This is a genomic window from Pseudomonas sp. CFBP 13727 (assembly GCF_014841915.1).
Classification (GTDB): domain Bacteria; phylum Pseudomonadota; class Gammaproteobacteria; order Pseudomonadales; family Pseudomonadaceae; genus Aquipseudomonas; species Aquipseudomonas baltica.
The window spans coordinates 1-14661 of sequence record NZ_JACYUT010000007.1; the positions used below are offsets into that span (position 1 = coordinate 1).

14 protein-coding genes are annotated in these 14661 nt (G+C 61.4%); 3 read left to right on the forward strand and 11 right to left on the reverse strand.

What is annotated here, in order from left to right; genetic code table 11:
• Positions 1-159 precede the first annotated feature (159 nt).
• The 6 genes from msrQ to IFT76_RS19660 all read right to left on the reverse strand — a co-directional run bounded on the left by msrQ (position 160) and on the right by IFT76_RS19660 (position 6137).
• Positions 160-780, reverse strand: coding sequence for a protein-methionine-sulfoxide reductase heme-binding subunit MsrQ (gene msrQ, locus IFT76_RS19635; RefSeq protein ID WP_185795368.1), 621 nt, complete (start codon positions 778-780; stop codon positions 160-162).
• A complete protein-coding gene (gene msrP / locus IFT76_RS19640; RefSeq protein WP_192056414.1) occupies positions 780-1793 on the reverse strand; it encodes a protein-methionine-sulfoxide reductase catalytic subunit MsrP in 1014 nt (337 codons plus the stop codon). The genes msrQ and msrP overlap by 1 nt, the downstream gene beginning before the upstream one ends.
• A 66-nt stretch (positions 1794-1859) precedes the next feature.
• Positions 1860-2708 carry a CDP-diacylglycerol--serine O-phosphatidyltransferase gene (gene pssA, locus IFT76_RS19645; RefSeq protein WP_122480158.1) on the reverse strand — a complete coding sequence of 283 codons (849 nt, stop codon included), beginning with the start codon at positions 2706-2708 and terminating at the stop codon, positions 1860-1862.
• 146 nt (positions 2709-2854) lie between these two features.
• On the reverse strand, positions 2855-3871 hold the full coding sequence (ilvC, locus tag IFT76_RS19650; RefSeq protein ID WP_122480159.1) for a ketol-acid reductoisomerase: 1017 nt from the start codon (positions 3869-3871) through the stop codon (positions 2855-2857).
• Positions 3872-3918: 47 nt separating this feature from the next.
• Positions 3919-4410 (reverse strand): acetolactate synthase small subunit, encoded by a 492-nt coding sequence (gene ilvN, locus IFT76_RS19655; protein WP_043190700.1) that lies wholly within the window; start codon positions 4408-4410, stop codon positions 3919-3921.
• A gap of 2 nt (positions 4411-4412) precedes the next feature.
• Positions 4413-6137: an acetolactate synthase 3 large subunit gene (locus IFT76_RS19660; protein WP_122480255.1), complete on the reverse strand. Its 1725-nt coding sequence runs from the start codon at positions 6135-6137 to the stop codon at positions 4413-4415.
• A 396-nt stretch (positions 6138-6533) separates the two neighbouring features.
• Here IFT76_RS19660 and IFT76_RS19665 point away from each other — a divergent pair, with 396 nt between their 5' ends.
• Complete coding sequence (locus IFT76_RS19665; RefSeq protein WP_192056412.1) at positions 6534-6968, forward strand: DUF4124 domain-containing protein; 435 nt, start codon at positions 6534-6536, stop codon at positions 6966-6968.
• Positions 6969-6972: 4 nt separating this feature from the next.
• On the opposite strand, the gene IFT76_RS19670 is transcribed toward IFT76_RS19665, so the two are convergent.
• The 3 genes from IFT76_RS19670 to mrcB are packed head-to-tail and all read right to left on the reverse strand — an operon-like array spanning position 6973 to position 10409.
• Positions 6973-7302: a YqcC family protein gene (locus IFT76_RS19670; protein WP_185795370.1), complete on the reverse strand. Its 330-nt coding sequence runs from the start codon at positions 7300-7302 to the stop codon at positions 6973-6975.
• Complete coding sequence (locus IFT76_RS19675; protein WP_122796322.1) at positions 7302-8069, reverse strand: hypothetical protein; 768 nt, start codon at positions 8067-8069, stop codon at positions 7302-7304. Before IFT76_RS19675 ends, IFT76_RS19670 begins: the two co-directional genes overlap by 1 nt.
• A 15-nt stretch (positions 8070-8084) precedes the next feature.
• Complete coding sequence (mrcB, locus tag IFT76_RS19680; RefSeq protein ID WP_122480163.1) at positions 8085-10409, reverse strand: penicillin-binding protein 1B; 2325 nt, start codon at positions 10407-10409, stop codon at positions 8085-8087.
• Between the two features lie 119 nt (positions 10410-10528).
• Between mrcB and IFT76_RS19685 the strand changes: the two genes are divergently transcribed.
• Both IFT76_RS19685 and IFT76_RS19690 read left to right on the forward strand, forming a co-directional pair.
• Positions 10529-12073, forward strand: coding sequence for an AAA family ATPase (locus IFT76_RS19685; RefSeq protein WP_192059918.1), 1545 nt, complete (start codon positions 10529-10531; stop codon positions 12071-12073).
• A gap of 123 nt (positions 12074-12196) precedes the next feature.
• On the forward strand, positions 12197-12469 hold the full coding sequence (locus IFT76_RS19690) for a TfoX/Sxy family protein (protein ID WP_122480165.1): 273 nt from the start codon (positions 12197-12199) through the stop codon (positions 12467-12469).
• 214 nt (positions 12470-12683) lie between these two features.
• On the opposite strand, the gene sfsA is transcribed toward IFT76_RS19690, so the two are convergent.
• Positions 12684-13397: a DNA/RNA nuclease SfsA gene (gene sfsA, locus IFT76_RS19695; protein WP_192059921.1), complete on the reverse strand. Its 714-nt coding sequence runs from the start codon at positions 13395-13397 to the stop codon at positions 12684-12686.
• Positions 13394-14569, reverse strand: a complete 1176-nt coding sequence (locus IFT76_RS19700; protein ID WP_192059923.1) for a pyridoxal phosphate-dependent aminotransferase — start codon at positions 14567-14569, stop codon at positions 13394-13396. The genes sfsA and IFT76_RS19700 overlap by 4 nt, the downstream gene beginning before the upstream one ends.
• Positions 14570-14661 lie beyond the last annotated feature (92 nt).

Sequence of the window (14661 nt, forward strand, 5' to 3'; positions counted from 1 at the left end):
CTGTCAACTGCCTTTTTCACCGCTTCCGACCTTGACGATCGAAACCTTTCCGAACCTTCTGAAACGGCCAACTCATTGATTATAAAGGAGTTTATCGTTTCGGCTGCGCCGGAAGTGGGGCGAATTATAGAGCGATTGGCGAGCCCGTCAACCGTTAATTCAGGTCTTTTTCACAATGGGCGGTTTTCGCCCCATTACACGGGGAATCCGCCGAGCGATGGCAGGAACGCGAAGCAGCAGGAGCAATGCACCCGCGGCAGCGTAGATCGACCATTCCTCCAGATCGGCGCGGACGATCCAGAGGAAGTGCAGCAACCCCAGGCCCAACACCACATAGATGAGGCGATGCAGCTGCTTCCAGCGCCGACCCAGCCGACGCTGGCTGTACCGGTTGGACGTCACGGCCAGTGCAAGCAGGCAAAGGAACGCAAGGCTGCCGACGATGATGTAGGGACGCTTGATCAGCTCGACCCCAAGCTGACTCCAGTCCAGCCCTAGAACGAAGAACAGATAGGCCGCCAGGTGCAGGCATACATAGGCAAAGCACCACAGGCCCAACTGCCGTCGCACTGCTATCCAGCCGGCCCAGCCAGACAACTTCTGCAGGGGCGTCATGCACAGCGTGATCATCACCAGTATCAGGGTGCCCAACCCCAGCCGATCGACCAGCACCTTGCCTGGATCAGGCCCCAAGGCAAATATCCAGGCCTGGTACAGCCATAACAAAGGCCATACGCACGCCACCACGAACACACTCAGACGCCATAACGGATAACGCATCAGTAGTTCTTCCGCAGATCCATGCCGGTATAGAGGGAAGCAACCTCCTCCGCGTAACCATTGAACATCGCGGTCTCACGCACGTTGGGGCTGAACAGCCCGCTGGGCAGACGCCGTTCACGCGCCTGTGTCCAGCGCGGATGGTCGACTTCCGGGTTCACGTTGGCATAGAAGCCGTACTCGCTGGGAGCGATGTTTTCCCAGGTCGTCTCTGGCCGTTCGCTGACCAGGCTGATACGCACGATGGATTTGACGCTTTTGAACCCGTACTTCCACGGCACTACCAGGCGCAAGGGTGCGCCGTTCTGGTTGGGCAACTCGCGGCCGTACATGCCTACCCCAAGGATTGCCAGCGGATTCATTGCCTCGTCCAGGCGCAAGCCTTCTACATACGGCCAGTTGATCAGGGCAAAGCCGGAGCGCTGACCGGGCATGCTCTTGGGATCCTGCAAGGTTTCGAAGCGGATGTACTTGGCTTTCGAGGTGGGCTCGACCTGCTTGAGCAAGGCCGAGATGGGAAAGCCGATCCAGGGGATGACCATGGACCATGCCTCGACGCAGCGCAGCCGATAGATCCGCTCTTCGAGCTGATAAGGCTTCATGAAGTCTTCGAGGGCATAGCGCCCAGGCTTGGCCACTTCACCGTCTATGACCACCGACCAAGGTTCGGTCTTCAAGGTGCCGGCATTGGCTGCCGGATCGCCCTTGCCGGTGCCGAACTCATAGAAGTTGTTGTAGTGGGTAGCATCCTTGAAAGGCGTGATCGCCTCGCCTTGCACGGTGACCGCACCCCAGCGGGTTTGACCCAGCTTGTCGTTCAACCAGGCGGGCGCACCGCTGGGGTCGACGCCTTCGTAGCGCGATGGGTCGGCAGCGGATGCCCAGGAGGGAAGTGCCGAAACGGCCAAGGCTGTTGCGGTGGCGCCCATGAGCGAGCGGCGCGAGAGATAGATCGATTCGGGGGTGACTTCGGACTCTTTGCAGTCCGAAGCACGCGATAGCTTGATAAGCATGGTGCCTCCGTAGCCTTGGCTGTGTTCAACATACCAAGAGACTACGGATTATGCGTGAAATTGAATTTACTCTGCTTTTTTGTGACGGCGCATGCGTAACAAATACTGTATCGGACCGGAAGCGGCATAGGCGAGGAAGATCAGCAGCAGGATGCGGGGTGGATCGCTGAACACCACGGCGAACACCAGAACGACCGCCAGGATGGCTACGAAGGGCACACGACCTTTGAGATCCAGCTCCTTGAAGCTGTTGTACTTGATGTTGCTGACCATCAGCATGCCTGCGGCCGCCACCAGCAGGGCGACCAGGAAGGACATCTTCGAGCCTTGGATGCCGTAGTCGCTGAACGCCCACACAAGACCTGCGACCACACCGGCAGCAGCCGGACTGGCCAGGCCGATGAAGTAGCGCTTGTCGGCGGTGCCGACCTGGGTGTTGAACCGCGCCAGGCGCAGTGCCGCACCTGCGACGTAGATGAAGGCCACCATCCAGCCGACCTTGCCCATGTCACCCAGTGCCCAGCCAAAGGCCAGCAGCGCGGGTGCGACACCGAATGCGACCATGTCGGACAGGGAGTCGTATTCCGCACCGAAGGCGCTCTGGGTATTGGTCATGCGCGCAACGCGACCGTCCAGACTATCGAGCACCATGGCCACGAAGATGGCGATGGCAGCGTATGCAAAATACTTGCTGGCTTCGGCAGCATTGCCGGCGCTCTGGGCACTGATCGAGTTGATGATCGAGTAGAAGCCCGCAAACAGGTTTGCCGTGGTGAACAGGTTGGGCAGGAGATAGATGCCGCGGTGCCGGACTTTACGTCCTTCGGCGTCATGCCCTTCTTCGACATGCTCATCGATCGGCAGGAGGCTTTCGGCGTCAGGAGCCTTGTTTGGCTCTTCGGGACGTTCGCTCATGGACAATACCTTGCAACGGTGTGGAAAGTTTCGACAGGCGTCTGGGTCGAGGGTTCGACCGCAAAACGTTGCCGCTTTATACCAGAAGCTTGCCACCATAACGAAAAAACGCGGCCGAGGCCGCGTTTTTGTCGCCTGGAACTGTATCAGTTCTTGGCTTTGTCGACGATCTTGTTGGCGGCGATCCAAGGCATCATGGAACGCAGCTGCTCGCCGATGACTTCGATGCCGTGGGCGGCATTGTTGCGACGCTTGGCGGTCATCGAAGGGTAGTTGGTAGCGCCTTCGTTGATGAACATCTTGGCGTACTCGCCATCCTGGATGCGCTTGAGTGCATTGCGCATGGCCTGGCGCGATTCGGCGTTGATGACTTCAGGGCCGGTCACGTACTCGCCGTATTCGGCGTTGTTGGAGATCGAGTAGTTCATGTTGGCGATACCGCCTTCGTACATGAGGTCGACGATCAGCTTGAGTTCGTGCAAGCACTCGAAGTAGGCCATTTCAGGCGCATAGCCGGCTTCGACCAGGGTTTCGAAACCGGCCTTGACCAGCTCCACGGTGCCGCCACAGAGAACGGCCTGCTCGCCGAACAGGTCGGTTTCGGTCTCGTCCTTGAAGGTGGTTTCGATGATGCCGGTACGGCCGCCGCCCACACCGGAAGCGTAGGACAGCGCGACGTTCTTGGCGTTGCCCGAGGCATCCTGGTAGATGGCGATCAGGTCAGGAATACCGCCGCCCTTGACGAATTCGGTACGTACGGTGTGACCCGGCGCCTTGGGCGCGATCATGATCACGTCCAGGTCGGCGCGCGGCACGACCTGGTTGTAGTGAATGGCGAAGCCGTGTGAGAAAGCCAGGGTTGCGCCCTGCTTGATGTTGGGCTCGACTTCGTTCTTGTACAGGTGGGACTGGAACTCGTCCGGGGTCAGGATCATGACCAGGTCGGCACCGGCAACGGCAGTGGCGACGTCGGCTACTTTCAAGCCATGGGCCTCGGCCTTGGCGACAGTAGCCGAGCCCTTGCGCAGGCCCACGGTGACGTCGACGCCCGAATCCTTCAGGTTGCACGCCTGGGCGTGGCCCTGGGAGCCGTAACCGATGATGGCTACTTTCTTGCCCTGGATGATCGAGAGGTCGCAATCTTTGTCGTAGTAAACTTTCATTGAATATCACCTGTTATCTAGGCCGTTTCGGCCGGTCGCTAATTGAGTTAGATGCTCAGCACTTTGTCGCCACGAGCGATACCGGTCACGCCACTGCGCACGGTTTCGAGGATCGAGGCGGTGCCGATAGACTGCAGGAAGCTATCCAGCTTGTCGCTGGTGCCCGTCAGCTGAACGGTGTAGACGCTACTGCTGACATCAACGATCTGCCCGCGGAAGATGTCCGTGGTGCGTTTGATCTCGGCGCGTTGGGCGCCAGTGGCCTTGACCTTGACCAGCATCAGCTCGCGTTCGATGTGCGCGCTTTCCGACAGGTCTACCAGCTTGACCACCTCGATCAACTTGTTGAGGTTTTTCGTGATCTGTTCGATCACTTCATCCTGCCCTACCGTGGTCAACGTCAGGCGCGACAGGGTCGGGTCTTCGGTAGGCGCCACGGTCAGGCTTTCGATGTTGTAGTTGCGCTGCGAGAACAGCCCTACCACGCGCGACAAGGCGCCGGGTTCGTTCTCGAGCAAAAGCGAAATGATGTGCCGCATGATTAGGTCCGCTCCGTCTTGCTGAGCCACATGTCGCGCATCGAGCCGTCCTTGATCTGCATCGGATAGACGTGCTCGCCGACGTCGACCTGAATGTCGAGGAACACCAGGCGGTCGGTCATGGCGAAGGCTTCTTCCATTTTCGGCTTGAGATCCTTGAGATCGGTGATGCGCATGCCGACGTGGCCATACGCTTCGACCAGCTTGACGAAGTCAGGCAGGGATTCGACGTAGGAATGCGAATGGCGACCTCCGTAGCTCATGTCCTGCCATTGGCGCACCATGCCGAGCACGCCGTTGTTGAGCAGGATGATCTTGACCGGCAAGCCGTACTGCAGACAGGTAGACAGCTCCTGGATGTTCATCTGGATGCTGCCCTCCCCGGTCACGCAGGCAACGTGGGCCTCGGGGAAGCTCATCTTGACGCCCATGGCCGCTGGGAAACCGAAGCCCATGGTGCCCAGGCCACCGGAGTTGATCCAGCGATTGGGCTTGTTGAACAGGTAGTACTGGGCCGCGAACATCTGGTGCTGGCCGACGTCCGAGGTGACGTAGGCGTCGCCCTGGGTGACCTCGCACAGCGTCTCGATGACCTTCTGCGGCTTGATCTTGGAGCCATCGCCCTTGTCGTAGGGGAACAGGCCGTTTTCGCCACGCCACTCCTCGACCTGCTTCCACCAACTGGCAACGGTGTCCTTGTTCGGGGTTTCACCGATGTCCTTGAGGGTGGCGAGCATTTCGGTCAGAACGCTGTCCACCGGACCGACAATGGGCACGTCCGCCTTGATGGTCTTGGAGATCGACGCCGGGTCGATGTCAATGTGGATGATCTTGGCGTTGGGGCAGAATTTGGCGGCGCCGTTGATCACGCGATCGTCGAAGCGTGCGCCCACGGCCAGGATCACATCGGCGTGGTGCATGGCCAGGTTGGCCGTGTAGCTGCCGTGCATGCCGAGCATGCCGACGAACTGGCGATCCATGCCCGGGTAGGCGCCCAGCCCCATCAGGGTGTTGGTGACCGGCAGGTCGAGGATCTGGGCCAGCTCGGTCAAGGCAGCGGAAGCTCCACCGAGGATGACACCGCCACCGGCGTACATGACCGGGCGCTTGGCCGCCAGGAGCATTTCGACAGCCTTGCGGATCTGCCCGGAATGGCCACGGACCGCCGGACTGTAGGAACGCAGCTTGGCCTTCTTGGGATAGACGTATTCGAATTTGTCGGCCGGGTTGGTCATGTCCTTGGGAATATCGACCACGACCGGGCCGGGCCGACCGGACTGCGCCAGGTAGAAGGCCTTTTTCAGGACTTCGGGGATCTCCGAGGCGTGCTTGATCATGAAGCTGTGCTTCACGATGGGCCGGGAGATGCCGATCATGTCGGTTTCCTGGAACGCGTCGGTACCCACCAGCGTGCTGGCCACCTGCCCGGAGAGGATCACCATCGGGATGGAGTCCATGTAGGCAGTAGCGATACCGGTGATGGCGTTGGTGGCACCCGGACCGGAGGTCACCAGCACGACACCGGCCTTGCCGGTGGCACGGGCATAGCCGTCGGCCATGTGGGTGGCTGCCTGCTCGTGACGGACCAGCACGTGCTCGACAGCGGGCTCCTTGAACAGGGCATCGTATACATGCAGGAGGGCACCGCCGGGGTACCCGTAGATGTGCTTAACGCCTTCGTCGCGCAAGAAGCGGACGACCATTTCAGCGCCAGATAAAAGCTCCACGTTGTTCACCTCTAAAACGCCAGAATACCGTTCCATGGGAACGGGTCTTAATAGGTTTACTGCCAGCAGAGCATGAGCGACGGTGGTCGCCGACGTACGTCAGCACTGACTGAGCAAGTATTGGGAGTACCCAAGTGTCACGGGTTTTTCCCACCCAGCGCGAGGTAACGCGTTGCGGGTATAACGTGTCGGCGCTGGTGTGCGCCTGTGCTCTGCTGTGTGGGTCTGCTTCTGGCAGTCCCTGTACAGCGGACTTTCGATTGTTGTGATTCGTCTGCTGCAAGTCAAGCGATGCGTGCATTTTATTGCGCGCCTGCACCCAAACGGCGCAATAAACCCTGCCGAGCTGCCAGGCTATGGTAGTTTCATGCGTAACCCACCCTCAGAGAAGGCGCCATGCGTTCAACCATTGCTGTGAGTATCCTGCTGCTTGCCCTGTGCCCGTTGGCAATGGCAGGGCAAATCTACAAATGGGTCGATAGCCAAGGTGTGACGCATTTTGATGCACGACCGCCCAACGGTGTTCAGGCGACAGCCGTCGAAGGCGTGAAACCGGTGACCCCGCCCGAGCCGATCTCCAACGAAGCGGTGATGAAAGCCAGTGGCGAAGCCGAGCAACGCAGGATCGACCGCAAAGTGAAATCGCAGGTTGCCGACGAGGCAGCGCGACGCAACGAATTCTGTACCGGCGTCAGGACCAACCTGGCGCAGCTGAAGAACAATCCGCGGGTGCTTCAACAGGTCAACGGCGAGGTCAAGCGCCTGACAGAGCAGGAGCGTCAGGCGAGAATCGAGGAAGTGCGCAAGGTGATCGACGAGCAATGCACGTGAAGGGCTAGCGCACCTGCCCGATCAGTTCGTCGAAGCGCGCCAGGCTGGCGCGCAGGCCGCGGCTCTGCTCGGCGCGATCGGCATAGACCATTTCGGCCATGGCCAGGATGCCCGACGCATTGGGCAATGGCAGGTCCTGCTCGATAATGGTTTTCATGCGCGGCAGGAAGATCCACTGCAGCCACTGATCGAAATCCAGTGTGTCCACGCTGAACGGCTCGACACTGGCCAGCGCTTCGGCGCTGGGTGGCACGTCCTGCCACCACCCCTGCTGGCGCAGCTCGCGTTCGATCAACAGCAGGTGTTCGGCAATCGCCAGGAAACGATTATCCATCAAGACGCGCTCTTGGCTTTCTGACGGGCCAGATTGGCCCCGGCGGCATCACCCTGCTTGTCGCGCGACTGGGCAATGGTGTTCCACAGGCTCGCCTGCAGATCCGGACGGCCATTGGCATAGGTCAGCGCGCGACGGGCCAGTTGCTCGGCCTGGGCCGCATCACCCTGGGCCAGGCGCACCTGAGCCAGCTTGTACAGAACCTGCGGTTCGCGCGGTGCGATCCGCTGTGCACGCTCCAGGCTCGATGACGCACCGTTCAAGTCGCCACCGCCCTGCTGTTGCTGGGCCGTGGTCAACAGGGCAAGCACCGGCCCGTCCAACTGCTCATCGGCGGAAAGGCCGGCGCTGTTGCCGCTGGCACGCGGAATCCCGCTAGGAGCGCTGGCCGGCATGTTGTAGGTCGTGCTGGGCGCCGGCGGGGCATAGGCCGGGGCCGAGCTGCTCGGACCGGGGACGATCGGGCCTGGTGTGATCGGGCCGGTGCTGATCGGCGCGCTGTTGCCCGGCGCCGGAAAGCTCTGGATCGGCTGCGAGCCTGCACCCTGCGGAACCATGACCACCACGCCGGAATCTTCGGTGATCGCCTGGGCCTGCGCCTTGGGCCGGACCACGGTGGTCTGGCGGAAGCCGCCGGTACGCGACACGCGTTCGCCATTGGTGACCGCAGAGCCGGAATCGACCACTGGAATGGAGCCACGCTCCACGCTGGCGCAACCGTTGAGCAAAGCCAATGCCGTCAAGGCAGGAAACCACCACTTGTTCACTTCATTCCCCTTTGCTTAGTTCAACCAGCCTTTGACCCAGTCCATCACCGAATCGTCGGCCGCCGGATTGGCACCGCCGCATGCGGTGCCTGGCGTCGGTTCGCTGCCACGAATATACGGCATCTGCACAGCGTTGGGGCAGCTGGCATCCGAGCCCTGTCCGGTCTTGGCGTCGATCCAGGCCTGCACCACGTTTTCCGGGACCGGCGTATCCAAAGGCAAGGGATCGGCTTTCTTCATGAAGCTGGTCCAGACCTGCAGCGCACCGGTGGCACCGGTGAACGGCGTCTTGCCATTGTCGTCACGGCCCAGCCAGACCACGGCCAGCACGTCCTGGCTGAAGCCGGCGAACCAGCTGTCGCGCGAGTCGTTGCTGGTGCCGGTCTTGCCGGCCAGGTTAAGGCTGCTCGGCAGCACGTTGTAGACCGAACGTCCGGTACCTTCGCGCATCACGCGCTGCATGGCGTTCTGGATCAGGTAGATGGAGGCAGGATCGAAGCGCTGCTGAATCTGGAACGGGTAGCGCTTGAGCGGTTCGCCTTCGGCCGTCAGGACACTGCGAATGCCACGCATAGGCGTGTTGAAACCGCCGTTGGCCAGGGTTTGGTACATGGTTGCCACTTGCATGGGCGACAAGCCACCGGCACCGAGCAACATCGACGGGTAGGCTGGCCAGTCGACCTGCACGCCCAGTTCGCCGAGGGTCTTGAGCACATTGGGCACGCCCAGTTCCAGACCCAACCGAGCCGTCGACAGGTTGTAGGAATGGGCCAGGCCCTGATACAGGAACACCGTGCCATTGGAGGTACGTTCGTAGTTCTGTGGCTTCCAGATCTGGCCGTCCGCACCCTTGACCGAGAACGGTACGTCCTGCACCCAACTGGTCAGGGTGTATTTGCTCGGCTGCTCCAGCGCCGTCAAGTACACCGCAGGCTTGATCAGCGAGCCAATCGGGCGTACGGCGTCGAGCGCGCGGTTGAAGCCGGCAAAACCCGGTACGCGGCTGCCGACCAGCGCCTGGACCTCACCGCTTTCAGGGTTGGTGACGACCATGGCCGCCTCGACCTCGTCCGAGCCCTTGCGCCCGGCCAGGCGCTTGAAGGTATCGGTCACGGACGATTCGGCTTTGGTCTGCAGGATAGGGTCGAAACTGGTGAAGATGCGCAGGCCTTCTTCGGTCAAGTCCTCGTCGCGGTAGTCGTCGCGCAACTGGCGCTTGACCAAGTCGAGGAAGCCAGGGAACGAGCTGTCCGCCAGGCTGCCGCGCTTGGTCACGCCCAATGGCATCTTCTTGGCCGCATCAACCGCCTCCTGGGTCGCCACGCCCTGCTGGGCCAGCAGATCGAGTACCAGGTTGCGGCGTTCCATCGCTCGTTCCGGATTGCGCCGCGGGTTGTAGGAAGATGGCCCCTTGACCATGCCCACCAGCAAGGCCACCTGATGCAGCTTGAGTTCGGACAAGGGTTGGCTGAAGAAGAACTGGCTGGCAAGACCGAAGCCATGCACGGCGCGCTGGCCGTCCTGACCAACGAAGACCTCGTTGAGGTAGGCCTCGAGGATTTCACCCTTGTCGTAGTGCAGCTCCAGCAACACCGCCATCATCGCTTCGGTCAGCTTGCGGGTCAGGCTGCGCTCGTTGGTCAGGTAGAAGTTCTTGACCAACTGCTGAGTCAGGGTACTGCCGCCCTGGCGCATGGCGCCCGAGGACGTGTTGACCCAGATGGCGCGGGCGATCGACTTGGGCGAGACGCCAAAATGGTGGTAGAAGTCGCGATCTTCGACGGTGACCAGCGTGTCAAGCAGGTACGGCGGCACCTGGTCGAGCTTGATCAGGATGCGGTCTTCGAGGTTTTTCGGGTACAGGCCGCCGATCAGCAACGGCTCCAGGCGCACCACCGCGACCTTCTTGCCTGCGCCGCCACCCAGTTCGGAGACGTAGTCGCCGGAAAACTTGACGCGCACCGCCTGCGGCTGCTCGAGCCCTTCGTAGAACTGGAAGCCGCGGGTATTCAGGTCGACCGTGTTGCCACTGACCGAGGCGGTGCCGGGACCGTCGACGGTCGTTTGCCGACGGTAGCCGAGCGCATCGAGCTCGGTGAGGAAATCATTCTTTGCCAGTTTCTGACCGACGAACAGCTCGAGCGGGCGTGCGTAGACCTTGGCGGGAATGGTCCAGCGCTTGCCAGAGAATTTTTCCTGCACAACGGCGTCCAGGTAGACGGCAAAGCCGGCCAGGATCACCAGGCCTACCAGACCCAGCTTGAGGCCCCAGCCAAGCCAGGTGCGCAAGCCGCCGGAAGGAGGTTTTTTGGGGGTACGGGAAGATCGGGTTCGAGTCATGGCGGCGGATTATACGCACTTTGAATTGTCGCGGGCAGGGACCGTCGGCGGTTTGCATCATCGGTGGCAGTGGCCATAATGACCGCCTTGAAATCACCTCTGCCAATGAAGGATCGCCTGTGAGCCAGACCCTGATCGCCGCCCTGCAAAACCCGGCCCTGTACCCGCATCCGGTAGAAGGGTTCCAGGTCATCGAGACGCATATCTCCTGGGTGATACTGACCGGGCCTTACGCTTACAAGATCAAGAAACCGATGAATTTCGGCTTTCTGGACTTCACCGAACTGTCCGCCCGCTCCCACTTCTGCGCCGAGGAGCTGCGACTGAACCAGCGCCTGACCACCGACCTGTATCTGCAGGTTCTGCCGATCACCGGCAGCGCGCAAACGCCTCGACTGGGCGGCGAAGGCGCACCCATCGAGTATGCCTTGCAGATGCGCCAATTCGAAGGCGGCAACCTGCTGAGCACCCTGCAGGCCAATGGTGAGCTGACCCAGGAGCACGTGGATTCGCTGGCGCGGCAGATTGCCGATTTCCACCGCGCCGCGCCTGTTGTGCCGGAGGCGCACGAGGCCGGCACGCCGAAGGCGGCGATGGCCCCCGTCGAGCAGAACTTCGAACAGATTCGCCCGTTCCTTACCGAAAAGGATGATCTGGCCCAGCTGGATGCCTTGCAGGCCTGGGCCCAAAGCAGCTACGTGCGCCTGGAGCCGCTGTTGGCGCTGCGCAAGCAGGAAGGGTTCATCCGCGAGTGCCATGGCGACATACACCTGGGCAACGCCACCGTCATCGACGGCGAAGTGGTGATTTTCGACTGCATCGAGTTCAACGAGCCTTTCCGTTTCACCGATGTGTATGCCGATATCGCCTTCCTCGCCATGGACCTCGAAGACCGCGGGCTGAAAAGCCTGGCGCGGCGCTTCGTCAGCCAGTACCTGGAATTGACCGGTGACTACCAGGGGCTGGAGCTGCTCAACTTCTACAAGGCCTACCGCGCATTGGTACGGGCCAAGGTGGCCCTGTTCAGCATGTCGCCCGATGCCAGTGGAGTGCAGCGTGCAACGACGCTGCGCCAATACCGCAATTACGCGAACCTGGCGGAAAGCTACAGCGCCATTCCTTCGCGTTTTCTGGCCGTTACCAGCGGTGTGTCGGCCGTAGGCAAGAGCCACGTCGCGCTGCGCCTGGTCGAAGCGCTGGGCGCCATCCGCCTGCGCTCGGACGTGGAGCGCAAACGCCTGTTCGGTGCCCAGACCGCCGAAACGGGCCTGTATGACGCCAGCACCAGCGAAGCGACCTACCTGCACTTGCACGCATTGGCCGAGCACGTGCTGCGCGCCGGCCTGCCGGTGGTGATCGACGCGACCTATCTCAAGGCTGACCAACGGGCGGCAGCGGCTCGAATCGCCGAATCCACCGGAGTGCCGTTCCTGATCCTGGACTGCAACGCGCCCGCAGCCGTGATATCCAGCTGGCTGCAGCAGCGCCAGGCACAGGCCGAGGATCCTTCGGATGCTACCCAGGCCGTGATCGACGCTCAGCAGGCCGGCCGCGAGCCGTTGAGCGAAGCCGAGCTGCTGCAGACACGCCGCGTGGAAACCAACGAAAGCGGCAGCCTGGACAAGCTGGTCAAGCAGATCCGGCAACGCCTGCCAGGGCTGTAACATACAGCCAGACCCGGAAGGCAGATCGGCCATTCGGCAGGCCGCTCTGCCACCGCTACACTGCCAGATTGGCAACTGCTTCATCGCCCCCCGCTGATTCCTTGGCCGAGGCCAGGAGGTTTGATGACCGATGAACTTCTGGCCCTGAAGAATCTGGGCAAGACATCCGCGCAGTGGCTGCATGCCGTCGGCATCCACAGTGCTTCCGACCTGCGCCGGGCAGGTGCCGTGCAGGCGTACTGCGCGGTGAGGCAGCGCGGTTTCCGCGCCTCGAAAGTGCTTCTCTATGCCATCGAAGGGGCGTTGCGCAATGTGCATTGGAGTGAGCTGTCGTGCGAACGGAAAAACAGTCTCAATAGCCAGGTCGAAGCCCTGTCGCCCCCTCGCAGGCTCTAGACCGACGGTCCGCGGGCGGATGAAATAATTGCACGTAGCGCTTGACTCTTAAATGAGAATCGTTATGATTATCACATCCAGTCGCGAGACTGGTGATCTCTGGAAGGCCCTTGGTTCGGACTTTCAGATGTCTCCTCATCAGGCTAATCACGGTTATTGACCCGGCACTTTGCCGGGTCTTTTTTTGCCTCGACTTTTGCAGCACCTCGCCCACTCAGCCTTGCAGGATCACCGGCAAGCGATGGTCGATGACAATCTCGTGCGTATCCAGATGCACCCCATAAGCCAGCACTTCAACACCAGCCTCCACTGCCTGGCGCAATGCCAATGTGTAGCCTGCGTCTATCTCGGTAGCGGGGCGTACAGCATCCACACCGTCGAGGTTGACGCAGTACAACTGCACGGCCCGCACTCCGCTGCGCGCCAGTACGGCCAGCTCGCGCAAGTGCTTCGCGCCGCGCTGGGTGACAGCGTCGGGAAACGCTGCAATGCGGCTGCCGGCAAAGCCCAGGGTCACACTCTTTACTTCGACCCATGCGGACGCGCCAGGATAGTCCAGCCGGAAGTCGATACGGCTGCGCTCCTGGCCATAGGGCACTTCGCGCTTGAGCGCAACGAAGCCGGCAAGCTCCGGTATGCGACCTGCGTGCAATGCCTCCTCGACCAGAGCGTTGGCTCGCGCGGTATTGATGCATGCCAGCCGACCTTGCGGTGTTTCGCTGATCTCCCACGTGCCTGGAAGCTTGCGCTTGGGGTCGCTGGAGCGGGTGAACCACACGCGGCCACCGGGCATCATGCAGTTGAGCATCGAGCCGGTGTTGGGGCAGTGGATGGTCATCCGCTCACCGCTTTCAAGTTCGATGTCGGCCAGAAACCGTTTGTAGCGCTGGATCAGGCGCCCCTGCTCCAGGGCCGGCGAAAAAATCATCGCGCCTGCCAGCTCTGCAGGCCACGGGCAATCCGCGCCACAGCCTGCTCCAATCGGGGACGGCTTTGGGTATAGGCGAAGCGCACATGGTGGCTGGCCTTGTAGCGGCCGAAATCCAGGCCGGGCGTGAAAGCGACGTGCTCGGTTTCCAGGAAATGCTGGCAGAACGCGAAGGCATCGTCGCTGAATGCACTGATATCGGCATACAGGTAGAAGGCACCCTCAGGCTCGACCGCAATCGCAAAGCCCAAGGCACGCAAGGCGGGCAGCAGATAATCACGGCGGTGACCGAAGGCTTCGCGGCGTTGCTCGAAGATCTCCAGCGTGGCCGGTTCGAAGCAGGCCAATGCTGCATGTTGCGCCATGCTCGGCGCACTGATGTACAGATTCTGCGCCAGTTTTTCCAGCTCAGGAATGGCTTGGGGCGGCGCGACCAGCCAGCCAAGTCGCCATCCGGTCATTCCGAAATACTTGGAAAAACTATTCAGGACGAATGCGTCGTCGTCCACTTCAAGCACGCTGGCGGCCGTCGTGCCATAGGTCAAGCCGTGGTAGATCTCGTCGACCACCAGATGCCCCTGGCGCGCCTTGACGGCCTGGCTCAATGCGCTCAGTTCGTCCTTGTTCAACAGTGTGCCGGTAGGGTTGGCAGGCGATGCCACCAAGGCGCCGACGCTGTGCTCGTCCCAGTGCTGCTCCACCAGTTGGGCGTTGAGCTGGTAGCGCTGTTCGGGGCCCACCGGCACCAGATGCGCGGCGCCCTCGACCAGGCGCAGAAAGTGCCGATTGCACGGGTAGCCGGGGTCTGCCAGGAGCCAGTGCTTGCCCGGATCGACCAGCAGGCTGGCGGCCAGCAGCAAGGCTCCCGAGCCGCCCGGGGTGATCATGATGCGCTGCGGGTCGATGTCCAGGCCGTAGCGCTGCTGATAGAAACCGGCGATCGCCTCGCGCAGCGCCGGCAGGCCTCGCGCTGCGGTGTAGCGGGTATGGCCAGCGGCCAATGCGGCCTGCCCGGCGGCAACGATGGGGGCCGCCGTGGTGAAGTCTGGTTCGCCGATTTCCAGGTGGATCACGTCGTGACCCTGGCTCTGCAGTTCATTGGCACGGGCCAACAGCGCCATCACGTGAAAAGGTTCGATGGCGCGACTGCGTGCGCTGTAGAGCGAAGCCATGGGTATTCCTTGGGACGAGGAAAAAAGCCGATTCTACCCAACCTTTGCATCGAACGTTTCGCCGAACGTGCGATCGAAACCCACCACATCGT

Bases quoted from the DNA above. Each gene is read 5' to 3' on its own strand.
- msrQ (WP_185795368.1), bottom strand. From the start codon at position 780: ATGCGTTATCCGTTATGGCGTCTGAGTGTGTTCGTGGTGGCGTGCGTA.
- msrP (WP_192056414.1), bottom strand. From the start codon at position 1,793: ATGCTTATCAAGCTATCGCGTGCTTCGGACTGCAAAGAGTCCGAAGTC.
- pssA (WP_122480158.1), bottom strand. From the start codon at position 2,708: ATGAGCGAACGTCCCGAAGAGCCAAACAAGGCTCCTGACGCCGAAAGC.
- ilvC (WP_122480159.1), bottom strand. From the start codon at position 3,871: ATGAAAGTTTACTACGACAAAGATTGCGACCTCTCGATCATCCAGGGC.
- ilvN (WP_043190700.1), bottom strand. From the start codon at position 4,410: ATGCGGCACATCATTTCGCTTTTGCTCGAGAACGAACCCGGCGCCTTG.
- IFT76_RS19665 (WP_192056412.1), top strand. From the start codon at position 6,534: ATGCGTTCAACCATTGCTGTGAGTATCCTGCTGCTTGCCCTGTGCCCG.
- IFT76_RS19670 (WP_185795370.1), bottom strand. From the start codon at position 7,302: ATGGATAATCGTTTCCTGGCGATTGCCGAACACCTGCTGTTGATCGAA.
- mrcB (WP_122480163.1), bottom strand. From the start codon at position 10,409: ATGACTCGAACCCGATCTTCCCGTACCCCCAAAAAACCTCCTTCCGGC.
- IFT76_RS19690 (WP_122480165.1), top strand. From the start codon at position 12,197: ATGACCGATGAACTTCTGGCCCTGAAGAATCTGGGCAAGACATCCGCG.
- sfsA (WP_192059921.1), bottom strand. From the start codon at position 13,397: ATGATTTTTTCGCCGGCCCTGGAGCAGGGGCGCCTGATCCAGCGCTAC.
- IFT76_RS19700 (WP_192059923.1), bottom strand. From the start codon at position 14,569: ATGGCTTCGCTCTACAGCGCACGCAGTCGCGCCATCGAACCTTTTCAC.